The 26,318-nt window shown below is 74.2% G+C and carries 4 protein-coding genes and 1 pseudogene; 3 read left to right on the forward strand and 2 right to left on the reverse strand.

Translation table 11 applies throughout. From position 1 onward, the window contains the following. Positions 1-249 precede the first annotated feature (249 nt). The 3 genes and pseudogenes from VFV67_RS35115 to VFV67_RS35125 all read left to right on the forward strand — a co-directional run. Positions 250-4,398, forward strand: a pseudogene (locus VFV67_RS35115) (amino acid adenylation domain-containing protein); the annotation flags it as partial. Continuing rightward, on the forward strand, positions 4,395-23,096 hold the full coding sequence (locus VFV67_RS35120; RefSeq protein WP_326475028.1) for a non-ribosomal peptide synthetase: 18,702 nt from the start codon (positions 4,395-4,397) through the stop codon (positions 23,094-23,096). The pseudogene VFV67_RS35115 and the gene VFV67_RS35120, both read left to right, overlap by 4 nt. Next, positions 23,093-23,302 (forward strand): MbtH family protein, encoded by a 210-nt coding sequence (locus VFV67_RS35125; RefSeq protein WP_326475029.1) that lies wholly within the window; start codon positions 23,093-23,095, stop codon positions 23,300-23,302. The genes VFV67_RS35120 and VFV67_RS35125 overlap by 4 nt, the downstream gene beginning before the upstream one ends. A 124-nt stretch (positions 23,303-23,426) precedes the next feature. Here VFV67_RS35125 and VFV67_RS35130 read toward each other — a convergent pair whose 3' ends face one another. Next, positions 23,427-24,488: an iron-siderophore ABC transporter substrate-binding protein gene (locus VFV67_RS35130; protein ID WP_326475030.1), complete on the reverse strand. Its 1,062-nt coding sequence runs from the start codon at positions 24,486-24,488 to the stop codon at positions 23,427-23,429. A 34-nt stretch (positions 24,489-24,522) separates the two neighbouring features. Next, positions 24,523-26,304, reverse strand: a complete 1,782-nt coding sequence (locus VFV67_RS35135) for an ABC transporter ATP-binding protein (RefSeq protein WP_326475031.1) — start codon at positions 26,302-26,304, stop codon at positions 24,523-24,525. Positions 26,305-26,318: the final 14 nt, after the last annotated feature.

The following is a 26,318-nucleotide window of genomic DNA, read 5'->3' on the forward strand; positions in this document are numbered from 1 at the left end:
CGGTCCCCCAACTGCCCCAGACAACCGGACACCAGCGCGGCGACCCGGTCATTCCACCGTAGACCGAAGGTTCACCGTCTCCATGCCAGCTCCCCGGATGGACTAGCGAAGCCTAAGCTAACTTAAGCTAGCCTCACCTAAGTGGATCGGTGCCAGGAGATCGGGGATGGCGGTGGACCTGTGCGGTGGCGGCGGGGGCCGGGCGCTGGTGGGGGTTGCTGAAAGGTGCCCGTGCTGATGTCCGTACCGACCTGGCCAGAGCTGTTCGGTGAGCGCGTCCGGGCCGCGCCCGACGCGGTCGCGGTGGTGTTCGAGGACGAGACTGCGCTGACCACTCTGACCTACGCCGAGCTGGACGCCCGGGCCAACCGGTTGGCGAACCGGCTCCTCGACGCGGGTGCCCGGCCCGAGCGGGTGGTGGCGCTCGCGGTCGGCCGGTCGGTCGACATGATCGTCGCCGAGGTCGCGGTGCTCAAGAGCGGCGCGGCCTACCTGCCGATCGACACCGACTACCCGGCCGACCGGATCGCCTACCTGTTCGGCGACGCCGCGCCGGTCTGCGTGGTCACCACCGGAGAACTGGCGCGGCGGCTGCCGGCGGAACCCGCGGTGCCGCGGGTGCTGCTGGACGAGTGCGAGCCGCGGTGGCCGGCCGATCCGCCGGCCGGGCCGGTGCACGCCGGCAACGCCGCTTATGTGATCTACACGTCCGGGTCGACCGGGTTACCCAAGGGCGTCGTGCTGTCCCACAGCGGTGTGGCCAAGCTGGTCGCCACCCAGACCGAGCGGTTCGGTATCGGCCCGGCCGACCGCATCCTGCAGTTCGCCTCGCCCAGTTTCGACGTCGCGTTCTGGGACCTGTGCCTGGCACTGCTCTCCGGCGGGCGGCTGATCGTGGTACCGGCGCAGCGGCGGGTGCCGGGACGGGAGCTGACCGACTACGCCAACCGGCACGGCGTCACGTTCATGATCCTGCCGCCGAGCCTGCTCGCGGTGCTGCCGGCCGACTGCGAACTGCCGGCCGGCGCGACGCTGCTGGCCGGGACCGAGCGGGTGGCGCCGGAGCTGGTCGCGCGCTACGGGCGGGGCCGGCGGATGTTCAACGCGTACGGCCCGACCGAGGCGACGGTGAACTCGACGCTCGGCGAGTCGCATCCGGACCGGCTGCGTGGCCCGGTGGTGCCGATCGGGGTCGCCGACCCGATGACCGACGCGCATGTGCTCGACGAGGCGCTGCGGCCGGTGACCGAGGGCGAGCTCTACCTCGGCGGGCCCGGGCTCGCCCGCGGGTACCTCAACCGGCCGGCGCTGACCGCGGAGCGGTTCGTCGCCAACCCGTTCGGTGTGCCGGGTTCGCGGCTGTACCGCACCGGCGATCTGGTCCGGGTCAACGCCGATGGCGCGCTGGAGTTCCTCGGACGGGTCGATGACCAGGTCAAGATCCGCGGTCACCGGATCGAGCCGGGCGAGATCGAGTCGGTGCTGCTGGCACACGAGTCGGTCGCGGCGGCCGCGGTGCTGGCCCGCGAGGACGGCGACGGCAGACGCAGGCTGGTGGCCTACGTGGTGCCGGCCACCGGAACCGGTGACGGGGTGGTCGGAGACTGGAAGGACCTGCACGAGCTGCTGTACGCCGCGGAGGGCGGCGGCGACGAGGGCTTCGCCGGGTGGAACAGCAGCATCGACGGCGCGCCGATCCCGCTGCCGCAGATGCGGGCCTGGCGGGCGGCGACCGTCGAGCGCATCGCGGCGCTGCAGCCGAGGCGGGTGCTGGAGTTGGGCGTCGGCAGCGGGCTGATCCTCACCGCGCTCGCCGGCGGCTGCGAGGCCTACTGGGGAACGGATCTGTCCGAGCACGCCGTGGCCGCGTTGCGGTCCCGGGCGGATGGACTGCCGGTGCAGCTGCGCGCCCAGCCCGCGGACGACCTGCGCGGGTTGCCGGCCGGGTACTTCGACACGATCGTGCTGAACTCGGTGGTGCAGTACTTCCCCAACGTCGACTACCTGGTCAGGGTGCTGCGGGGCGCGGCGGAGCTGCTGGCGCCCGGGGGTTCGATCTTCGTCGGCGATGTGCGGAACCTGCGGCTGCGTGAGCGGCTCGCGGCCGGGACGCCGCTGGAGTGGGAGGGCGAGCTGCTACTCGACCCCGACTTCTTCGTATCCCTGGAACTGCCCGGGATCACCTCGGTCGACCTGCGGGTGAAGCGGGGCGACTACCACAACGAGCTGAGCCGGTACCGGTACGACGTCGTGCTGCACACCGCGCCGGTGCGGGCCGCCGCGCCCGGCCTCGAGCTGGACTGGCCCGTCGACCTGGCCGCGGAGCTGCGCGCCGGTCATCCGTCGCTGCGGATCCGGGGTGTGCCCAACGGCCGGCTCGTGCCGTCCGGGATCGATCCCGAAGTCGTTGCGGCGCAGGCGGAACAGCACGGCTACCGGTTCGCGGCCAGCTGGGCGGGGGACGGCCTGGACGGCGAGCTGGATCTGGTGTTCGCGCGCACGGAGCTGCCGGCCGAGATCTACCGGCGGGGCACCGCGGACCGCCCGCTGGCCAACACGCCGGCCGGGTTTCGCGACGTGCACGCGTTGATGAAGGCGGTGCGCGGGCACGTCGCGGCGAAGCTGCCGGAGCACATGGTGCCGGCCGCGTTTCTGCCGCTGCCGGCGCTTCCCGTGATGCCCAACGGAAAGCTCGACCGCGCCGCACTGCCCGCGCCGGACTTCGCCGCGCTGGCAAGCGGAACGGCGCCGCGCACCGAGCGGGAACGGCTGCTCTGCCGGCTGTTCGCCGAGGCGCTCGGCCTACCGGAAGTCGGTGCGGACGACGACTTCTTCGCCGTCGGCGGCGACAGCATCGTGTCCATCCAGCTCGTCATCCTGGCCCGCGAGGCCGGTCTGACGATCACGCCGAGGGCCGTGTTCGAGCACCGCACCGTGGCCGGGCTCGCCAGGGTGGCCACCGAGGTGCGGCGGCAGGCGGTGGTCTCCGGGGTCGGCACGTTCCCGCTCACCCCGATCATGCGCTGGCTCGACGAGTCCGGCGGGGAGGTCACCGCCTTCAGCCAGTCCATGCTCGTCGGCCTGCCGGCCGGGCTCGCCGAGGCGGAACTGGTCCCGATCATCCAGGCGGTGCTGGACAAGCACGACGTGCTGCGGGCCCGGATCGACCGCGCGGCAGCGACGTTCACCGTCGGGCCGCCGGGGTCGGTGGCCGCGGCGTCGGTGCTGTCGACCGCGCCGGGGGCGGACATCGCGGCGCTGGCCGCCGAAGCCGCCGGCCGGCTCGACCCCGAGCGTGGCGTGCTGATCCAGGCGGTGCGGTGCGACGCCGGGCTGCTGCTCGTGGTGCACCACTGGGTGGTCGACGGGGTCTCGTGGCGGATTCTCCTGCCGGACCTGGCCGCCGCCGCGGCCGGTGCGGCACTGGAGCCGGCCGGTACCCCGTTCGGGCCGTGGAGTGAGCTGCTGCACAGGGAAAGCGGCCCCCGGGCGGCGGAGCTTCCACTATGGACGTCCATTGTGGATGGTGTGGACCCGTTGCTCACCCCGCGCCCACTCGACCCGATCGGCGATCTGCGCTCGGTGCGCAGGCTGACACTGCGGCTGCCGGTCGAGCACACCAGGCCGCTGCTCACCACCGTGCCGGCCGCGTTCCACGCCGGGATCAACGACGTGCTGCTCACCGCGCTGGCCCTGGCCGTCGCCGGCTGGCGGTCCGACAACGGCTCCGAGGACCGGTCCGACGTGCTGGTCGCGCTTGAGGGACACGGGCGGGAGGAGCAGCTCGGTGCCGGGGTCGACCTCTCCCGAACGTTCGGCTGGTTCACCAGCGTCTTCCCGGTCCGGCTCGATCCGGGCCCGCTCGACCGCGCCGAGGCGCTCGCCGGCGGGCCGGCCGCCGGCACCGCGCTGAAACGGATCAAGGAGCAACTGCGCGCCATCCCGGACCACGGCATCGGCTACGGGTTGCTGCGGCACCTCAACCCGGACACCGCCGCCGAACTGGCGGCGCGGCCGGCGCCGCAGATCAGCTTCAACTACCTCGGCCGGTTCACCGTGGCCACCGGCCAGGACTGGACCCCGCTGCCCGGCGCGGGCGTGCTGGCCGGCGGTTTCGACGACGCCATGCCGGTCGCCCCGTACACCTTGGAGATCAACGCGTTCACCTCGGACGGTGCCGGCGGACCCGAGTTGGGCGTGACCTGGGCCTTCCCCGGGGACCTGCTCGGCGAGGAATCGGTGCGGGAGCTGGCCGATGCCTGGTTCGCCGCGCTGGCCGGGCTGGCCACGCACGCCGCCCGCCCGGGTGCCGGCGGCCACACCCCCTCCGACCTCGGCATGGTCGAGCTGAGTCAGGAGGAGATCGACGAGTTCGAAGCGGAATGGGAGTCATCGTGACCCGGCTGGAAGACATCCTCCCGCTCACCCCGCTTCAGGAAGGACTGCTGTTCCACACGCTGCTGGACGCCGACGGCATCGACCTCTACACCAGCCAACTCACCGTCGACCTCGACGGCACGGTGGACGCCGACGCGCTGCGGGCCGCCGGGCAGGCGCTGCTGGACCGGCACCCCAACCTGCGCGCGGCATTCCGGCAGAGCAAGGCCGGGCGCAACGTCGCGCTGGTGCCGAGGCGGGTCGAGCTGCCGTGGCAGGAGGTCGACCTCACCGGGCACGATGCCGACAAGCGCGACGGCGAGCTGGCCAGGCTGCTGGACGAGGAGCAGGCCGTCGGGTTCGACCCGGCCGTCCCGCCGCTGGTCCGGATGCTGCTGGTCCGGGTCGGGCCCATGTCCTACCGGCTCGCGCTCACCCATCACCACATGCTGCTCGACGGCTGGTCCATTCCCGTGCTGGTGCGCGAATTGCTCACGCTCTACCGCGGCGGCTCGCTGCCACCGGCGCCACCGTTTCGCGACTACCTGACGCATCTGTCCAGCCGGGACGCCGACGCGGCCGCGGCGGCGTGGCGGGCGGCGCTCGCCGGGCTCGACGGTCCGACGCTGGTCGCGCCCGAGGAGCGCGGGCGGGCAGGCGAGGTGCCCTCGGCCGTGGTCAGCGTGCTGGATGCGGACACCACCGCCCGGTTGATCGGTGCGGCGCGGGCCGCGGGCGCCACGGTCAGCACCGCGGTGCAGGTGGCCTGGGCGGTCGTGCTCGGCACGCTGACCGGGCGCACCGACGTCGTGTTCGGCACCACGGTGTCCGGCCGGCCGCCCGAGGTGCCCGGCGTCGCCGACATGGTCGGTCTGCTCATCAACACCGTGCCGGTGCGGGTCCGGCTGGGCGGACCCGACCTGCTGCGCCGAGTGCAGGACGAACAGACGGCGCTGCTCGATCACCAACACGTCGGCCTGGCCGACATCCAGCGCGAGCACGGCGAGCTCTTCGACACGATCACCGTGATCGAGAACTGGCCGGAGACCCCGGACCTGCCCGCGTTCGCCGTGCGCGACGCCGCGCACTACCCGCTCTACCTGGTGGCCCGCCCCGGTGAGCGCCTCGAGCTTCGGCTGCACCACCGGCTCGACGACACCACCGCGCGGCGCCTGGCCGGCTGGCTGGTCCGGGCGCTCGAGTCGATCGCCGACGGCACCCTCGACGTGGTCACCGCGACCGAGCGGCACCGGGTGCTGCACGAGTGGAACGACACCGCCGTCGACGTCGCGCCCACGACACTGCCCGAACTCCTTGCCGCGCAAGCACTCCGCACCCCGGACGCGCCCGCCGTCATCGCCGAGGACACGACGCTGAGTTACGCCGAGCTGCACCGGCGGGCCGGGCAACTGGCGCGGAGGCTCGCCGAGCGCGGGGTGGGGCCGGAGTCGGTGGTGGCGGTCTCGGTGCCGCGCTCGGCCGAGCTGATCGTGGCGTTGCTCGCGGTGCTGCGCACCGGGGCGGCCTACCTGCCGCTCGAGCCCGACCTGCCCGCGGCCCGGCGCGCCGCGCTGCTCGACGACGCCCGGCCCGCCGCGGTCCTCACCATGTCCGACATCGAGGTCGGGGGCGCGGAACTTCCCTCGGTACGGCCACATCCGGACCATCCGGCGTATGTGATCTACACGTCGGGCTCGACCGGCAAGCCCAAGGCGGTCGTGATCAGCCACCGGGCGATCGTGAACCGGCTGGCCTGGATGCAGGACGCGTTCCCGCTCGACGAGACCGACCGGGTGCTGCAGAAGACCCCGACCGGCTTCGACGTGTCGGTGTGGGAGCTGTTCTGGGCGCTCTGCCACGGTGCCGCGGTCGTGCTGGCCCGGCCAGGGGGGCACACCGATCCCGCGTACCTCACCGACGTCATCGCGCGGGAGCGGGTGACAACGGTGCACTTCGTCCCGTCGATGCTGGCGGCTTTCCTTGGTGCGGTGGACGAATCCGGCTGGGCCGGCTCGCTGCGCCGGCTGGTGTGCAGCGGCGAGGCACTCGGGGCCGAGCTCGCGCAGCGCTGGCGCGCGTTGACCGGGGTGCCGATCCACAACCTCTACGGCCCGACCGAGGCCGCGGTCGACGTCACCCGCGCCGACGGTTCCGAACCCGGCGCGCCGATCGGCCGGCCGGTGTGGAACACGCGGACCTACGTGCTGGACGGCGCGCTGCGGCCGGTGCCGGTCGGCGCGCCGGGCGAGCTGTACCTGGCCGGGGTGCAGCTGGCCCGGGGTTACCGGGACCGGCCGGGGTTGTCGGCGCAGCGGTTCGTGGCCGACCCGTTCGGCGCGCCCGGAGCGCGGATGTACCGCACCGGCGACCTGGCGCGCTGGCGGCCGGACGGGGCACTGGACTACCTCGGCCGCACCGACGACCAGGTCAAGATCCGCGGCGTGCGGGTCGAGCCCGGCGAGCTGACCGCCGCGCTGACCGCCCGGCCGGACGTGCGCCACGCCGCCGTGATCGTTCGCGACGACCAACTGGTCGGCTACGTCGTGCCAGCCGGCCACCTCGATGTGGACCGGGTCATCGCCGAACTGGCCGAGACGTTGCCGGCGGCGCTGGTGCCGAGCGCGCTCGTGCCGCTCGACGCGTTGCCGGTCACCGGCAACGGAAAGCTGGACCGCGCCGCGCTGCCCGCGCCCCGGCGGGTCACCTCCGGCCACGCGCCGCGCACCGAGCGGGAGCGGCTGCTGTGCGAGCTGTTCGCCGGAGTGCTGCGACTGGACGGCGTCGGCGTGGACGACGACTTCTTCACCCTCGGCGGCGACAGCATCGTGTCGATCACGCTGGTGGCGCGGGCCAGGCGGGCCGGCGTCGAGCTGACTCCCCGGCAGATCTTCCGGCACCGCACGCCGGCCGGGCTCGCCGCCGCGCTCGGCCCCGAGGCCGCGCCGGTGATCACCTCGCCCGGTGGCGACGACGACGGGGTCGGCGACCTACCGCTGCTGCCGGTCACCCACTGGCTGCGCGAGCGGGGCGGCCCCATCGCCACGTTCAGCCAGCACCTGCTGCTGCGCACCCCGGCAGGCGCCGACGAGGCCCGGCTGCGCGCCGCGCTGACCGCCCTGGTCGACCGGCACGACGCGCTGCGCCTGAAGCTCACCGTCCCGGTGCCCGGCCTGTGGACCCTCGCCGTCCGGCCAAGCGCCCCGGTCACCATGCTGACCCGGGCCGGCGAGCCCGACGAGCACGCCGCGGCCCGGCTGCTCGACCCCGAGGCCGGAGTCATGCTGGCCGCGGTCTGGTATCCGGACGCCGAGCGGCTGCTGCTCGCCGTGCACCACCTCGCCGTCGACGGGGTGTCCTGGCGGATTCTCGTGCCCGACCTCGCCGCCGCGTGGGCCGGCGAGGCGCTCGATCCGGTGCCGACGTCGCTGCGCACCTGGTCGCGGCGCCTCAGCGAGGCGGCCCAGGCGCCCGAGCGGCTCGCCGAGCTGCCGCACTGGATGCGGACCCTGCGGCCCGGCGCCGAGCTCGCGACCACCGGCGGGCGGACCCGGCTGACCACCACCCTGCCCGCCGTGCCCGGCCCGGTCACCGATGCCCTGCTCACCGCGCTGGCGCTGGTCATGGCCCGGCGCGGCCGGCCGGAGCTGCTGGTCGACCTGGAGGGTCACGGCCGGGATGCCGAAGACCTGCTCGCCGGGTCGGGCATCGGTGCGGCTGTCGATCTGACCCGCACGGTCGGCTGGCTGACCACGATCCACCCGGTTCGGCTCGACCTCACCGGGATCGACCCGGCCGACGTGGGCGCCGCACGGACGCGGGTCCGCGAGCAGGTGCGGGCCGCGCCGGACGGCGGCGCCGGGTTCGGCCTGCTGCGCTACCTCAACCCGCAGGCCATACCGGTGCTCGCCGGCCTCGGCCGGGCCGATGTGCTGGTCAACTACCTCGGCCGGGCCGACACCGGCGACTGGCTGACCGGGCCGCTCGGCGCCACCGACGAGACCGAGCAGCCGTACGCGCTGACCCTGGACGTCGCCGAGGAGAACGGCACGCTCGTCGCGCACTGGTCCGGCGCCGAGGTCGAGGAGCTGGCGCGCGAGTTCAGCGCGGCGCTGACCGACCTGGCCGACCGGGCCGCGCACGACGAGACGCACTGGCCGCTCTCGCCGCTGCAGGAGGGCCTGCTCTTCCTCGCCTCCTACGGGAACGACATCTACACCGTCCAGGACCACTTCGATCTGGACCGGATGCTCGACGCCGACCGGCTGCGGCACGCGCTGAAATCCCTGCTCGACCGCACTCCGACGCTGCGGGCCGGCTTCTCGGGCGATACCCAGGTCATCGCCACGGACCTGGAGCCGCCGCTGACGGTGCTGGACCTCAGCGGTGCCGAACCGGGCGACCTGGACGCGGCGATGGCCGCCGACCGGGCCCGCCGGTTCGACGTGGCCCGCCCGCCGCTGCTCGCGGTGACGCTCATCCGGCTCGGCGCGCACCGCTGCCGGCTGGTGATCACCCACCACCTGCTGCTCTGGGACGGCTGGTCGTCCGACCTGCTGTTCAGCGACCTGTTCGCGCTCTACGCCGGCGAGCCGGTGCCGCGCCGCGGCAGCTACCGGGCCTACCTGGCGTGGCTCGGCGAGCAGGACACCGAGGTGGCCGCCCGGGCGTGGCGGGCGGCGCTCGCCGGGATCGAGGAGCCGACGCTGGTCTTCCCCGGCCGCCCGACCGAGCCGGTCACCCCGCGGACCTGCCGGGTGGAGCTCGGCCTTGCCGAGTCCGACCGGATCCGAGCCGCCGTCCGCGGCCTGGGCGTCACGCTGAACACGCTGGTCAGCGCTGCCTGGGGAATCGTGCTCTGCGGGCTGGTCGGCCGCGACGACGTGGTGTTCGGTGCCACCGTGTCCGGCCGCCCGGCCGACGTCCCGGACGTGGAGTCGATCATCGGGCTGTTCCTCAACACCGTGCCGGCCAGGGTCGGCCTCGACCCCGCGGAGACCGTGGCCGCGCTGTTGCACCGGCTGCAGGACGAACGCTCGGCCACGATGACCCACGACTGGCTCGGCCTGGCCCGCATCCAGCACGAGTCGGGGCACAAGCAGCTCTTCGACACGATCATGGTGCTGCAGAACTTCATCAGCGACGACTCCGACTTCCGGGCCAGGCACGGCATCGCGGGCGTCGGGTACGCCGACGCCACCCACTACCCGCTCACCCTGGTCATCACGCCGACCAAGCGGATCGCCGTCGGCCTGTACCGCCGGCCGGACCAGGTCACCGAGGCCGCCGCGGAGGCCATCCTGAACCGGCTGGTCGCGGTGCTGCACCGACTGGTGACCGAGCCGGACACCCGGGTCGGCGAGTTGGAGACCCTCACCACGGCCGAGCGCCACGACGTGCTGGTGCGCTGGAACGACACCGCCACGCCGCTGGGCACCCGCACCATCGCCGACCTGCTCGCCGAGCAGGCCGGCCGCACCCCGGCGGCGACCGCGCTGGTCACGGCGGCCGGCACGTGGACCTACGCCGACCTGGAGTCGCGGATCAACCGGCTGGCCCGCTGGCTGATCGCCGGCGGCGCCGGCCCGGAGCGGGTGGTCGCGCTCGCGCTGCCGCGCGCCGCCGACATGGTGGCCGCGCTGTTCGCCGTCCTCCGCACGGGTGCCGCCTACCTGCCACTGGACACCGACTACCCGGCCGAGCGCCTGGCGTTCATGCTCACCGACGCGCGCCCGGTCTGCGTGCTCGCCACCAGCGCCACCGCCGCGCTGCTGCCGGACTGCGACCCGATGCTGCTCGACGACCCGGCGATCGCCGCCGCGATCGAGGCGCTCGACGACGGCCCGGTGCACGAGTTCGATCCCGGTTCGGCGCTTCGGTTGGAGCATCCCGCCTACGTCATCTACACCTCGGGCTCGACCGGCCGGCCGAAAGGCGTGGTCACCCCGTACCGGGGACTGACCAACATGCAGCACAACCACCGCGAGGCGATCTTCGGCCCGGTCGTCGACCGGGCCGGCCGGCGGCTGCGCATCGCGCACACCGTGTCGTTCTCCTTCGACATGTCCTGGGAGGAACTGCTCTGGCTGGTCGAGGGCCACGAGGTGCACGTCTGCGACGAGCAGTTGCGCCGCGACCCGCAGGCCCTTGCCGGCTACTGCGCCGAGCACCGCATCGACGTGGTCAACGTGACCCCGACCTACGCCGCCCAACTCATCGAACACGGCCTGCTCGACGGCGACCACCTGCCGCCGCTGGTGTTGCTCGGCGGCGAGGCCGTGCCCGAGCAGGTCTGGTCGGCCCTGCTGAGCACGCCCGGCGTCACCGGCTACAACCTCTACGGGCCGACCGAGTACACGATCAACACGCTGGGCGGCGGCACCGACGACAGTGTGACCGCGACCGTCGGCCGGCCGATCCACAACACCAGGGCCTACGTGCTCGATGCCCGGCTGCGCCCGGTCCCGCCCGGGGTCGCCGGTGAGCTCTACATCGCCGGGGTCGGGCTGGCCCGCGGCTACCTCGGCCGGCACGCGCTGACCGCCGAACGGTTCGTCGCCTGCCCGTTCGGCGGGCCGGGCGAGCGGATGTACCGCACCGGTGACCTGGTCCGCTGGCGGGGGGACGGGCTGCTCGACTTCATCGGCCGCGCCGACGACCAGGTCAAGATCCGCGGCTACCGGGTCGAGCCCGGCGAGGTCGCCGCCGTGCTCGCCGAACACCCCGAGGTCGCCGCCGCCGCGGTCATCGCGGCCGGCAACCGGCTGGTCGGCTACGTCGTGCCGGCCTCGCCCGACCGCGCCGAGGCGGACGCCGCGCACGTCGGCGGCTGGCAGCAGGTCTACGACGACGAGTACGACGTCATCCCGACCGCGGTGGTCGAGGAGCGCTTCGACGGCTGGGACTCCAGCTACACCGGTGCGCCCATCCCGGTCGAGGAGATGCGGGAGTGGCGCGCGCACACCCTGCGCCGCATCCGCGAGTTGGGCCCGAGCCGGATCCTCGAGGTCGGCGTCGGCAGCGGCCTGCTGCTCTCCGGCCTGGCCCGCGACGTCGAGGAGTACTGGGCGACCGACTTCTCCGCACCCATGATCGCCAAGCTCACCCGGGACGTGGCCGCCGACCCCGAACTGGCCGCGCGGGTGCGGTTGCGCTGCCAGGACGCCACGGTCACCGACGGGCTGCCGACCGGCTACTTCGACGTCATCGTGATCAACTCGGTGGTCCAGTACTTCCCGAGCGCCGAGCACCTGGCCGGCGTGCTCGACGGGCTGCGGCCGCTGCTCGCGCCCGGCGGGTCGATCTTCGTCGGCGACGTGCGGAACCTGGCCACGCTGGAGGCTTTCCACGCCGCGACCGGGCGCCGGGCGTGGACGGAGAAGGAACTGGTCATCGATCCCGGTTGGTTCGCCGGGCGGCCCGGGTTCACCGGGGTCGACATCAGGCAGAAGGGCGGGCGGGCACACAACGAGCTGACCCGGCACCGGTACGACGTGCTGCTGCACACCGGCGCCGGCACCGACGTCTCCGGCGCGCCCGCGGTGCCGTGGCCGGCCGAGCCGACCGGGGAAACGGTGCGGTTGACCGGAATCCCGAACCCCCGGGTCGAGGGCGACCCGGGCGGCGTCGAGCCGGAGGACGTCGCCGAGTTGGGCGCCCGGCTCGGCTACCGGGTGGTCTGCGTGCCCGGCGGGGAAACCTACGAGGCCGTCCTCACCACCGCCACCGGCCCGCTGACCGGCTGCCATCTCGGCGCCGGCGGTGCGCCGAACGACCTGGCCAACGACCCGGCCGCGGCCCGCGGCGTGCTCGAGTTGCTGCCACGGCTGCGGGAGCACCTCAAGGGGGTGCTGCCCGACTACCTGGTGCCGTCGGTGCTGGTGCCGGTGGCGGCACTGCCGCTCACCCCGAACGGCAAGCTGGACCGGGCCGCGCTGCCGGCCGCCGAACCGGTCGCCACCGGGGGCGGGCAGGCGCCGAGCACCCCGACCGAGGTCACCATCTGCGCGCTGTTCGGCGAGGTTCTCGGCATCGAGCGGGTCGGGGCCGGCGACGACTTCTTCGACCTCGGCGGGCACTCGCTGCTGGCCACCCGGCTGATCAGCCGGGCACGGGTCGAACTTGGCGTGCAACTGGCGATCCGCGACCTGTTCGAGGCGCCGACCCCGCAGGAGCTGGCCGGCCGCGCCGACGCGCGGCGCGGACCGTCGCGTCCGGCGTTGACGCCGGCCGTGCGCCCGGACCGGGTGCCGCTCTCCCCCGCGCAGCGCCGGCTGTGGCTGATCGACCGGTTCACCGGCCCGTCGGCGGTGTACAACTTCCCGCTGGCCATGCGGCTGCGCGGGGAACTCGACGTGGCGGCGCTGCGGCTGGCCCTCGGCGACCTGCTCGACCGGCACGAGTCGCTGCGCACCGTGTTCGGTGAGCACGAGGGTGAGCCGTACCAGCGGGTCGTGGCGTCCCACGTCGACCTCACGCTGGCCCGCTGCACGCCCGAGGCGCTCGACGACCGGCTGGCCGAGGAGGTGCGCCGCCCGTTCGACCTGGCCGCCGATCTGCCGATCCGGGTCACCGTGCTGCGGCTCGGCGCCGACGACCACGTGCTGGTCATCGTGCTGCACCACATCACCACCGACGAGTGGTCCGACCGGCCGCTGCTCGCCGACCTCACCGCCGCGTACCTCGCGCGCGCGGCCGGCCGGGAGCCGGGCTGGGCGCCGCTTGCGGTGCAGTACGCCGACTACACCCTCTGGCAGCGCGCCCTGCCCGATGATGATCAGCTGGGGTACTGGCGCGAGACGCTGGCCGGGCTGCCGGACGAGATCGACCTGCCGGTGGACCGGCCCCGGCCGGCCAACCCGACCGGACGCGGCGGCGCGGTAAGGGCCGATCTGCCGCCGGAGGTCGTCGCCGGCCTGCGCGCGCTCGCCTCGGACACCGGGACCAGCATGTTCATGCTGCTGCACGCCTCGGTCGCGGCGCTGCTCACCAGGCTGGGGGCCGGCGAGGACGTGCCGTTGGGCGCGCCGTTCGCCGGTCGCACCGACGCCGCGCTCGACGACCTGGTCGGCTTCTTCGTGAACACGATCGTGCTGCGCACCGACACCTCGGGCGACCCGACGTTCACCGAGCTGCTCGGCCGGGTCCGGGCCACCGGCCTCGCCGCGTTCGACCACGCCGAGGTGCCGTTCGAGCGGGTCGTCGAGGCGGTCAACCCGGCCCGGGTCGCCGGCCGCAACCCGCTGTTCCAGGTGATGCTCGGCTACCACCAGCGCGGTGGCGCGGATGCCGCAGGCGATCCGGTGCTCGGCCTGGCCACCGAGTGGCTCGACGCCGACCCCGGCGCCGCCAAGTTCGACCTGCACGTGACCCTGGTGGACACCCCGGACCGGCTCACCGTGCTGGTGCAGTACGCGCTGGACCGGCTGGGCCCGGCCGGCGCGGACCGTCTCATCGAGCAACTGAGTCGGCTGCTCGGCGAGGTCGCCGCCGATCCCGGGAGCCGGCTCGGCACGTTGCTGCCCGGCAACTCCGTGCTGCACGGCGAGCGGCGCCCCGTCCCGACCGCCACGCTGCCGGAGGCCTTCCGCGCCCAGGCGGCCCGCACCCCGGACGCCCCCGCGCTGGTCTTCGCCGACGACACCGCGCCGACCACCCTGACCTACGGCGAACTGGAGGAGCGGGTCGCCCGGGTGGCCGGCCACCTGCGCGACCGGGGTGTCGGGCCGGGGTCGCTGGTGGCCGTCGCGCTGCCGCGCTCCATCGACCTGGTCGTCGCCCTGCACGCGGTGCATCGGGCCGGCGCCGCCTATCTGCCGATCGACCTCGGTCTTCCGGTGCGGCGACGCGAGTTCATGCTGGCCGACGCCGCGCCCGCGCACGTGATCACCGGTCTCGAGGAGGGTGCGCCGCTGCGCGACCCGGTGCCGGTCGGCCCGGACAGTCCGGCCTACGTGATCTACACGTCGGGTTCGACCGGCCGGCCCAAGGGCGTCGTGGTGCCGCACCGCGGGATCGCCAACCGGCTGGCCTGGATGCAGGACGAGTACCGGCTCGGCCCGGGCGACGTGGTGCTGCAGAAGACGCCGGCCGGCTTCGACGTGTCGGTGTGGGAGTTCTTCTGGCCGCTGATGGCCGGCGCCACCCTGGTGGTCGCGCGGCCCGACGGCCACCGCGACCCGGCGTACCTGGTGCGCACCATCCGGCGCCACGGGATCGGCACCCTGCACTTCGTCCCGTCGATGGTGGACACCTTCCTCGAGGAGCCGGGCGTGGCCGGGTGCGCGTCGCTGCGCCGGGTGATCTGCAGCGGGGAGGCGCTGCCGGCGGAGCTGGCCGCCCGGTTCGCCGAGGTGCTGCCGGGTGTCCGGCTGGACAACCTCTACGGGCCGACCGAGGCGTCGGTCGACGTCACCTGGTGGTCCGGCGACCCCGGGCCGATCGGCCGGCCGGTGTGGAACACCTCGGCCTACGTGCTGGACGCGGCGCTTCGCCCGGTGCCGGACGGGGTCACCGGTGAGCTGTACCTCGCCGGGGTCCAGCTCGCCACCGGCTACCTGCGCCGCGCCGGCCTGACCGCGGAGCGGTTCGTGGCCGACCCGTTCGGTGGGCCTGGCTCGCGCATGTACCGCACCGGCGACCTGGCCCGCCAGCGCGACGGCGTCCTGGAGTTCCGGGGCAGGGTCGACCACCAGGTGAAGCTGCGCGGGTTCCGGGTCGAGCTCGGCGAGATCGAGGCGCGCCTGACCGCGCGCGACGACGTGCGCTCCGCCGTGGTCGTGCTGCGCGACAACGCCCTGGTCGGCTACCTGGTCGGCACGCCCGACCTCGACGCCGTGCGGGCCGACCTGATCGCCACGCTGCCCGAGCACATGGTGCCGGCCGTGTTCGTGCTGCTCGACGAACTGCCGGTGACCGCGAACGGCAAGCTGGACCGGGCCGCCCTGCCCGCGCCGGCACGGGGCCCGAGCACGGGTGGCGCGCCGCGCACCCCGCTGGAACGCGCGCTCGCCGAACTGGTCGCCGGGGTGCTTGACCGGCCCGAGGTGGGCGTGGACAGCGTCGGAATCAACGACGACTTCTTCGCCATCGGCGGGCACTCGCTGCTGGCCATGCGCCTGGTCAGCCGGATCCGCTCGACGCTCGGCTCGTCGGTCTCGCTGCGCATGGTCTTCGACGCGCCGACCGTCGCCGGGCTGGCCCGCCTGCTCGGCGCAGGCACCGACGACCGGCCCCCGCTGCGCCCCGCCGCACGGACCGTCGACGTACCGCTTTCCTTTGCCCAGCAACGACTCTGGGTGCTCGACCGGCTTTCCGGCCCGAGCCCCACCTACAACATCCCGATGACCTGGCGGCTGTCCGGCCGGCTCGACGTCGAGGCCCTCCGCGCCGCCCTCGCCGACCTGACCGCCCGGCACGCCACGTTGCGCACGCTGGTCGAGGAGCGCGGCGGCCGGCCCGTGCAGCGGGTCGTCGACGCGGCCCCGCGACTGGACCTGGAGCGGGTCTCCGATGCCGTGGTCGACGAGCGGCTGGCCAGCGCCGCCCGGCACCCGTTCGCGCTGGACCGCGAACCGCCGGTGCGCGCGTGGCTCTTCGAGGTCGGCTCCGATGAGCACGTGTTTCTGTTGCTGCTGCACCACATCGCCACCGACGAGTGGTCCGACGCCGCGCTCACCCGCGACCTCGCGCACGCCTACGCCGCCCGGCTGCGCGGCGTCCCCCCGCAGTGGGCGCCGCTGCCGGTGACCTACGCCGACTACGCGCTCTGGCAACGGGATCTGCTCGGCGCCGAGGACGACCCGGCCAGCCTGGCCGCCCGCCAGCTCGCCTACTGGCGCTCGGCCCTCGCCGACCTGCCGGACGAGCTGACCCTGCCGACCGACCGGCCCCGCCCGGCCGAGGTCAGCGCCCGTGGCGGCACCGTCGCGGTGCCGCTCGACGAGGCCACCGCCGACGGGCTGCGGGCGCTCGCGCTCGATGCGGGCGTGAGCATGTTCATGTTGGTGCAGGCCGCGGTCGCGGTGCTGCTGCACCGGCTCGGGGCCGGCCAGGACATCCCGCTCGGCAGCCCGATCGCCGGCCGCACCGACACCGCCCTTGACGACCTGGTCGGCTTCTTCCTCAACACGCTCGTGCTGCGCACCGACACGTCGGGCGATCCGTCGTTCCGCGAGCTGCTGGCCCGCGTCCGGGAGACGAACCTGGCCGCCTACGAGCACGAGGACGTGCCGTTCGACCGGGTGGTCGAGGCGCTCAACCCGCCCCGCTCGCTGTCGCGGCACCCGCTGTTCCAGGTGATGGTCGTCTATCTCGCCGCCGCGGGCGACGGGCTCGAACTGGACGGCGTCGAAGCGCGGACCGGACGGATCGCCTCGGAGACCTCGAAGTTCGACCTGTCGTTCGATTTCGTTGAGCGCGGCCCGACCATCGAGGCCGGCATCGAGTACAGCGCCGACCTGTTCGACCGGGCCACCGTCGCCGTCCTCGGCGAGCGGCTGCTGCGGGTGCTGCGGGCCGTCGTCGCCGACCCGGACCGGGCCATCGGGCGGGTCGACGTGCTGGCGCCGGGGGAACGCCGGCACCTGCGCAACGAGGGCCGCTCGCTGCCTGCCGGCGCCGGCGTGCCGGCCGCGCTGTTCGCCGCGGTGCGGGCACATCCGGACCGCACCGCGCTGGTCACCCCGGCCGGCCGGCTCACCTTCGCCGAGTTGGGCGAGCGGGTGCGCCGGATCGCCGGTGCGCTGCGGACCCGGGGCATCGGCGCCGAGCAGGTCGTCGCCCTCGACCTGCCGCGCGCGGAGCTGGTGCCGGCCATCCTCGGCGTCCTCACCGCCGGCGCGGCCTACCTGCCACTCGATCCCGACCACCCACCGGCCCGCCGCGCGCTGATGCTGGCGGACGCCGGTCCCGCGCACGTGCTCACCTCCGTCGAGCTGGGTGCTCCGGTCGACCCGGCACCGCACCGGCCGGACGCCGCCGCGTACGTGATCTACACGTCCGGGTCGACCGGCCGGCCGAAGGGCGTGGTCGGCACGCACGGCGGCCTGGCGAACCTGCTCGCCGGCCAGCTCGCCGACCTGATTCCGTCCGGTACTCCCGACGGTGCGGTGCGCCGGGTCGCGCACACCGCGCCGTTCGGGTTCGACGCGTCGTGGGAGCCGGTGCTGTGGCTGCTCGCCGGGCACGAGCTGCACGTGCTGGACGACACCACCCGCACCGACCCGCCCGCGCTGCTCGACTACCTGTGCGCGCACCGGATCGGCTACCTCGACGTCACCCCGACCTACCTGGTGGAGCTGGAGCGGCACGGCCTGTTCGACCGGTACACGCCGGACGTGCTGGTGGTGGGCAACGAAAGCGTCCCGCCGGCGTTGTGGCGGCGGCTGCGCGAGGTGCCGGGCCTGTCGGCGCACGACCTGTACGGGCCGACCGAGTACACCGTGGATGCCTACGGCCGGCACCCGGACCGCTCGGGTCCGGTCGCCAACACCCGCGTCCACCTGCTCGACGCCGGGCTCTCGCCGGTGCCGGACGGCGTCGTCGGCGAGGTCTACCTGGCCGGCGCCGGGCTGACCCGCGGCTACCTCGCAGCGCCCGGCCGGACCGCCGCCCGGTTCGTGCCCGATCCGTTCGGGGCGCCGGGGGAACGGATGTACCGCACCGGCGATCTGGCCCGGCGGGGCGCCGCCGGCATCGAGTTCCTCGGCCGGGCCGACGACCAGGTCAAGATCCGCGGCTTCCGGGTCGAGCCGGGCGAGGTGGCCGCCGCCCTGCGCGCGCTGCCCGGGGTCGCGGCCGCCGAAGCCCTGGTCCGCGACGGGCGGCTGGTGGCCTACGTCGTCCCCGCGCTGGACACCAGCGCACTGCGGGCGACGCTGGCCGAGACGCTGCCCGAGCACCTGGTCCCGGCCGCCGTTGTCGGTCTGGACCGGTTGCCGGTCACGGCCGGCGGCAAGCTGGACCGCGCCCTGCTGCCGGCCCCCGACTTCGCCGCGCACAGCACCGGTCGGGAACCGACCACCCCGGCCGAGGCGCTGGTCGCCGGGCACGTCGCCGCCGTGCTGCGGCTGCCGGCCGTGGGCGCCGACGACGACTTCTTCGCCGTCGGCGGTGACTCCATCGTGGCCATCCAACTGGTCAGCCGGCTGCGCGCGGACGGCATGGTGATCACGCCGAGGGACGTGTTCCGGCGCCGCACCGTGGCCAGGATCGCCTCGGCCATGACAGCGGTCGCGCCGGCCGCGGCCCGATCCGAGCCGCCGGCCACCGACCTGATCACCCTGACCCACGCCGAGGCCGCCGAGGCCGGCGGTGCGGTGCTGCCGCTGACCCCGCTGCAGTCCGGCCTGCTGTTCCTGGCCTCGCTGGATGCCGGCGACCTCGACGTCTACACCGTGCAGATGTCGCTGGACCTGCACGGCCCGGTCGACCCGGCCCGGCTGCGCGCCGCGTTGCAGGCACTGCTCGACCGGCACCCCAACCTGCGCTGCTCGTTCCGCTACCTGTCCTCCGGCCGCGCCGTCGCGGTGGTGCCCGAGCGCGTCGACCTGCCGTGGCGCACGGCCGACTGGACCGGCGAGGACGACTGGGACGAGCTGTTGGCCCAGGAGCGGCGCCGGTTCGACCCGACCGTCGCCCCGCTGCTGCGGGCGGCGCTGGTCCGGGTCGGCCCCGACGAGCACCGGCTGGTGATCTCCCACCAGCACCTGCTGCTGGACGGCTGGTCCACCACGCCGCTGCTGGCCGAGCTGTCCCGGCTCTACGCGGGCACGCCCGGCAAGACCCCGCCGTTCCGCGACTACTTGGCGTGGCTCGCCGTCCAGGACCGCTCCGCCGCGCAGGCCGCGTGGCGCGCCGCCCTCGCCGGGCTGGAGTCGCCGACGCACCTGGTGCCGGCCGAGCCCAACCGGTCGCCGCTGATCCCGTCGCGCCGCGAGGTCCGGCTGCCGGCCGCGGACCTGGTCGCGCTCGGACGCGCCACCGGGGTCACCCTCAACACGATCGTGCAGGCGGCCTGGGGCGTGCTGCTCGGCGCGCTCACCGGCCGCTCCGACGTGGTGTTCGGGGCGACGGTGTCCGGGCGCCCGCCGGAGCTGCCCGGTGTCGAGTCGATGATCGGGCTGTTCATCAACACCGTGCCGGTCCGGGTGCGGCCGCGGGCGCAGGAGAGCCGGCGCGCGCTGCTGACCCGGCTGCAGGACGAGCAGTCCGCGCTGATGGCCCACCAGTACCTCGGTCTGTCCGACATCGCCCAGCACGCCGGTGCCGGCGATCTGTTCGACACCCTGGTCGTGTTCGAGAGCTACCCGGGCGGTGATCCGTCCCTCGGTGGCGGCCTCGCCGTCGAGGAGCGGCACAGCCAGGACGCCACGCACTATCCGCTGACCTGGGCCGTCGAGGCCGGCGAGGACCTCGTGCTGACCGCCGAGTACCGCGCCGACCTGTTCGACGACGCCGCGATCGCCCGGATCACCGCCGGCATGGCCGCCGTACTGCGCGCGCTCGCCACCGACCCCGATGCGCCGGTGGGCACCGTCGACGTGCTGTCGGCGGCCGAACGGCACCGCGTGCTGACCGAGTGGAACCGCACCGGCCTGCCGCTGGCCGCCAGCACCGTGCCGGAGCTGTTCGAGGCGCAGGTCCGGGCCACCCCGGACGCCCCTGCCGTGGTCGCCGGCTCGGGCTCGGAGCTGGTCATGCTGACCTTCGCCGAGCTCAACGCCCGGGCCAACCGGCTGGCCCGCCTGCTCGCCTCGGCCGGCGTGGGGCCCGAGCGGGTGGTCGCGCTAGCGCTGCCCCGCACCGAGGACGCGCTGGTGGCGATCCTCGCCGTGCACAAGGCCGGCGGCGCCTACCTGCCGCTCGACCCCGATCAACCGGCGGAGCGGACCGCGGGCATGCTCGCCGACGCGGCCCCGGTACTGGTGCTCAGCACGTCGGAGCTTCGCCCGGACACCGAGATTCCGGTGCTGCTGCTGGATTCCCCGCTGCCCGACGCCGACGAGCACGACCTCGGCACCCCGCCGCACCCGGACAACCCGGCGTACGTGATCTACACGTCCGGCTCGACCGGGCGACCCAAGGGCGTCGTGGTGTCCCATCGCGGCGTCGCCAACCTGTTCGCCAGCCACCGCCGCGACCTCTACGAACCGACCAAGGACCGCACCGGCCGGCGGCACCTGCGGGTCGGGCACGCCTGGTCGTTCGCCTTCGACGCCTCCTGGCAGCCGCAGCTCTGGCTGCTCGACGGGCACGCGGTGCACGTCGTCGACGAGCCGACCCGCCGCGACCCGGAGCTGCTGGCCGCGTTGATCCGGGCCCGCGAGCTGGACTTCATCGAGGTCACCCCGTCCGTGCTGACCCAGCTCCTGGACGCCGGGCTGGCCGACGACTGCCCGCTGGCCCTGCTCGGCTTCGGCGGCGAGGCGGTCTCCGAGGGCCTGTGGACCCGGCTGCGCGGCCTGCCCGGCACCGAGGGGGTCAACCTCTACGGTCCGACCGAGGCCACGGTGGACGCGCTGGTCGGCCACGTCCGCGACAGCGCGCGGCCGGTGGTGGGCCGCCCGGTCGCCAACGCCGCCGCCTACGTGCTGGACGCTGCGCTGCGCCCGGTGCCGCCGGGCGTGACCGGCGAGCTGTACCTGGCCGGCGCCGGGCTCGCCCGCGGCTACCTCGGCCAGGCCGCGCTGACCGCCGAGCGGTTCGTCGCCGACCCGTTCGGCACTGAGTCCATGCTCGACCCTGCAAGCAGGTCTTCGGCCCGCATGTACCGCACCGGCGACCTCGCCAGGTGGACCACGGACGGCCGGCTGGAGTACGGCGGCCGATCCGACGACCAGGTGAAGGTGCGCGGCTTCCGGGTCGAGCCGGCCGAGATCGAGTCGGTGCTGGCCGCCCAGCCCGGGGTGGCGAGCGCGGTGGTGACCGTGCGACCCGGCCCCGTCGCCCGGCTGGTCGGCTACGCCGTTCCGCTGCCCGGCGCCACCCTGGACGCCGGGTCGCTGCGCCGCGCGGTCGCCGCCGCGCTGCCCGCCTACCTGGTGCCCGCCGCGCTCGTGGTGCTGGACCGGCTGCCGGTGCTGCCCGGCGGCAAGCTCGACCGCGACGCCCTGCCGGAGCCCGACTTCAGCTCGGCCGGCCGCGCCCCGTCCGGCCCGGTCGAGACCGCGCTCGCCGCAGTGGCCGCCGAGGTGCTCGGTCTGCCCTCGCTCGGCGCCGACGACGACTTCTTCGCTTCCGGCGGCGATTCCATCGTCGCCATGCAGCTGGTCAGCAGGGCCAGAGCCGCCGGCTGGCGGATCACCCCACGCCAGGTGTTCACCGAGCGGTCGGTGGCCGGCCTGGCGTCGGTGGCCACCCCGGCGCGTGCTGGCGTGACCGCGTCCGACGGGACCGGCGTGGTGCCGCTGGTCCCGGTGATGCACTGGCTGCGCGAGCTCGGCGGGCCGTTCCCCGGCTACCAGCAGTACGCGCTGCTGCGCACCCCGGCCGGGCTCACCGAGCCCGCCCTGCGCTCCGTCCTGTCCGCCGTGCTGGAGCGGCACGATCTGCTGCGCGCCCGGCTCGTCGACTGGACCCTGCACGTTCCATCCACTGTGGACATTTGGTTGACCAGGGTCGAGGTGACCGGCGATCTCACCCCGACCATCGCCGAACATGCCGTCACCGCACGGGATCGGCTCGACCCGGTCGCCGGCCGGATGGTCTCCGCCGTCTGGTTCGACTCCGGTGTGGACACTCCCGGCCGGCTGCTGCTGATGATCCACCACCTGGTGGTCGACGGGGTGTCCTGGCGGATCCTGCTGCCCGACCTCGCCGCCGCCTGGCTCGACGTGTCGGCCGGGCGAACCCCGGATCTGCCGCCCGCCGGCACCTCGTTCCGCCGCTGGGCCCGGCTCCTCGGCGAACTGGCCCCGTCCCGGCGGGCCGAGCTGCCGCTGTGGACCGGCGTGCTCGCCGAGGCCGACCCGATCCCGCTCACCCGCCCGCTCGACCCCCGGCTCGACGTGGCCGCCACCGAACGGGTGCTCACCCTGACCCTGCCGACCGGTCCGACCGCCGCGCTGCTCGGCCCGGTGCCGTCGGCCTACGGTGCGCGCATCGACGACGTGCTGCTCGCCGCGCTCGCGCTGGCCGTGGCCGAGTGGCGCGGCGGCGGCCGCACCGTCCTGGTCGACCTGGAGGGTCACGGCCGGGCGGAGCACCTCGCCCCGGATCTGGACCTGTCCCGCACGGTCGGCTGGTTCACCACCGTCTACCCGGTCCGGCTGGACACCGGCGACGCACGCCTGTCCACGCTGACCCCGCGCGACGCCGCCGCAGTGGTCGACCGGGTCCGCGACCACCTGGCCACGCTGCCCGACGCCGGCATCGGCTACGGCCTGCTCCGCCACCTCGACCCGGAGACCGGGCCGGTGCTCGCCGGCTTCCCGTCCCCGCCGATCGAGTTCAACTACCTCGGCCGGTTCGGTTACCCGCAGGACGCCGACTGGTCCTATGCGGCCGAGGAGGACGCCGCCGACGTCGACGCCGACCCCGACATGCCGGTCAGCCACCCGCTCTCGATCAACGCCCATACCCGCGACCTGCCCGGCGGCCCGGTCCTGGAAGCCACCTGGTCCTGGCCGTGCGGCGTCCTGTCCGAGGACTCCGTCGCCAACCTCGCGCACACCTGGTTCCGCGCCCTCGAAGCGCTCGTCAACGCAAGGAGCACCCCATGACCAACCCGTTCGAGAACCCCGACGGCGAGTACTACGCCCTCGTCAACGACGAGGGCCAGTACAGCCTCTGGCCCACCTTCATCGACGTCCCCGCCGGCTGGCGCATCACCCACGGCCCCGCCGCCCGCCAGTCCTGCCTCGACCACATCGAGTCGCACTGGACCGACATGCGCCCGGCCAACCTCGTCCGCGCCATGGGCGGCTGACAACGAGGACCCCGCCCGGCCCACACCCCAGTAGGGCGGCGCCTGCGGCGCCGCCCTACTGGGGTGTGTGGTTGGTAAACGCTCCGCCCGCCCGGCTGGCCTGCGGTGTCCTTCAGCGGTTGGGCTACGGCTTGCCGTCGAGGGCGGGGGTGAGTTGGGGAACGATGTCGGTGAGCGCGCTCGGCAGGCTCAGTGGGCTGCCCCAGGCCAGGGCGTCGCTGCCCTTGGTGAGGAAGATGTCGCGGCCTTCCTTGACGGACTTGAGGCTCTGGTAGAGCTGGTCGTTGTTGACGCCGTCCTCGAGCGCCTTGGAGTCGGGGTCCTCGCCGGAGAGCCACACCACGAGGTCGAGGTCGGCGAGCAGGTCGAGACGCTCGAAGCTGACCTCCTTGTTGGACTCCGAGCCGACCAGCTGCACGAGGCTGTCCGGGACGGTGAAGCCGAGGTCGGTGAAGAACCGCGCCTTGGGGTCGGTCGGGTTGAGCACGTAGAACTTGCCCGGGTCGCCGAACTGCAGCACGCCGATCGTCTTGCCCTTGAACTCGGGGTGCGCGGCCGCCGCGTCGGTGAACGACTTCTCGGTACTGGCGATCAGCTCGTCGGCCTGCTTGGCGCGGCCGAGCGACTGGCCGATCAGCTTGGTCTCGTCCTGCCAGGACATGGTGAAGTCCTCGGCGCCGGCGCCCTGGGCGACCGTCGGGGCGATCTTGGAGAGCTGGTCGTAGACCTCCTTGCTGACGTCGGAGTAGACGGTCGTGATCAGGTCGGGCCGCAGCGCCGCGATCTTCTCGAGGTTGAGCTCGTCGAAGCCACTGTGGATCTCCGGAGCCGGCTTACCGCCGAGCGCCGGGCCGACCCACGGCCACTGCTCGTAGGGGTGCTCGGGGCCGTACCAGTCGCGGATGCCGACCGGGACCATGCCGAGGGCGAGCATGTACTCCTGGTCGCGGAAGCCGGCGGCGACCACGCGCTGCGGCACGTCGGTGATCTCGGTGGTGCCGTACTTGTGCGTGACGGTCACCGGGAACCCCGCAGGCACGTAGGTGCCGGCCGGACCGGACGTGGTCGATGTGGCCGGGGTCTCGGCGTGGTAGCAGGCACTGAGCAGGCCCGCGGCGAGTGCGGCGGTGACGAGTGCGGCCGCCACCGGCCGGCGTCGCGCTAAGGCGTCGACGTGACGGTGCATCCTGGATCCTCCAATGTAGGTTTGCCTAACCTAACTAATCCGTCAAGCGGCCCGACGCCCAGGCCCGCCACAGCACCGCGTACCGCCCGCCGGCCGCGACCAACTCGGCGTGCGGGCCGGTCTCCACCACCCGCCCCGCCTCGAGCACCACCACCCGGTCGGCCGCCGCCGCCTGCGTCAGCCGGTGCGCCACGACCACCCCGGTACGCCCGGCCAGCGCCCGCTCCGCCGCCGCCTCCAACTCCCGGGCCCCCGCGCTCCCGGCCTCCGCGGTCGCCTCGTCGAGGATCGCCACCGGCGGATCGGCCAGCACCAACCGCGCCAGCGCGAGCTGCTGCGCCTGCGCCACGGTCAGCCGGTGTCCGCCCGCGCCGACCACGGTCGTCAACCCGTCCGGCAACGCCGTCACCCAGTCCGCGTGGACCCGCTCCAGGGCCGCGCGCAGCTCCTCGTCGCTCGCCCCCGGCCGCGCCAGCCGAAGGTCCTCGGCCAGCGTGCCGGCGAAGACATGCACCTCCTGGGTGATCAGCACGACGGTGCGCCTGACCTCGCCGGCGGCCAGCTCGGCGAGATCCACCCCGCCGAGGCTGACCGACCCCCGGGTGGCCCGGTGCACCCCGGCGACGAGCTTGGCCACCGTGCTCTTGCCCGCGCCGCTCGCGCCGACCAGCGCCACCCGCTCCCCCGGCGCGATGTCGATGTGCACGCCGTGGAGCACCTCGTGACCCGGCACGTACTCGTGCGCCAGGTCGACCACCTTCACCGCGCCGTCCACCGGGGTCGCGGTGCGCTCCGGCGTGGGGGCGGCCGGCAGGTCGACCACGCCGACCAGCCGCGCCAGGCTCGCCGACGCCGCCTGCGCGTCGTCGACCAGCGCGAGTGCGGTGTTCACCGGGTTGAACAGGCCGTGGAAGTACAACGCCGCCGCGGTCGCCGCGCCGATCGTCGCCGCGCCGGAGCGCACCAGCAGGAACCCGACCACCAGCACCGCCGCCAGGCCGATCAGTTCGGCCAGGTTGAGCCGCGCGAAGAACCGGGTCTGCAGCCGGATACCGCGCATGGTCAGCTCGACGGTGTCGGCCGAGCGCGCGGTCACCCGGTCTCGATGCTCGGCGGTCAGCCGTAACGCCCGCACCGTCGGCGCGCCGCCGATCGTGCCCAACAGCTGATGCTGCAGGTCCCCGGCGGCCACCCGTTGGGTGGCGTACAGCGGTCCGGCCCGCCGCGCGTACCAGTGCACGGTCCACAGCTGGACCGGCGCCGCCACGAGTGCCGCGACCATGAACCGCCAGTCCAGCACCGCGAGGCCGACCAGGGTCAGCCCGATGATCAGCACCGCCCGCACGAACTCCGGCAACGCCTCGCGCACCGCCGTGCCGATCACCGTCACGTCGTTGGTGACCCGCGACGTCAGGTCCCCCGACCCGGCCCGCTCGACCTGGTCCAACGGCAACCCCAGCGCCCGCTCCACGAACACCTCGCGCAGCCCGGCCAGGACGCCCTCACCCAGCCGCGCCACCAGCGCCACCCCCAGCGTGGCCAGGATGCCGTGCGCCAGCGCAACGCCGACCAGCAACAGCACCGGCCCGACCAGCCCACCGGCCTCGCCGCCACCGGCAACCAGGTCGACGATGTGGCCCAGCACCGGCGCCGCCACCAACCCGGACGCCGTCGCCGCCATCATCGTCGCCACCGCCGCAGCGGTCAGCCCCCGATGCCGCCGCAGCAGCCCGGCGACCACGGCCCGGGTCCGCCGCGGTGTCGCGGTAGGCAGCCGACCGTGTTCAATGGTTCGCTCCCGCTCACGGTGTTCCATGGTTCGCTCCCGCT

The organism is Actinophytocola sp. (assembly GCF_035762905.1).
Taxonomy (GTDB): Bacteria; Actinomycetota; Actinomycetes; order Mycobacteriales; family Pseudonocardiaceae; genus DASYTH01.

Excerpts from the sequence above, each read along its gene's own strand:
- VFV67_RS35135 (WP_326475031.1), bottom strand. The coding sequence starts at position 26,304 with ATGGAACACCGTGAGCGGGAGCGAACCATTGAACACGGTCGGCTGCCT.
- VFV67_RS35125 (WP_326475029.1), top strand. The coding sequence starts at position 23,093 with ATGACCAACCCGTTCGAGAACCCCGACGGCGAGTACTACGCCCTCGTC.
- VFV67_RS35130 (WP_326475030.1), bottom strand. The coding sequence starts at position 24,488 with ATGCACCGTCACGTCGACGCCTTAGCGCGACGCCGGCCGGTGGCGGCC.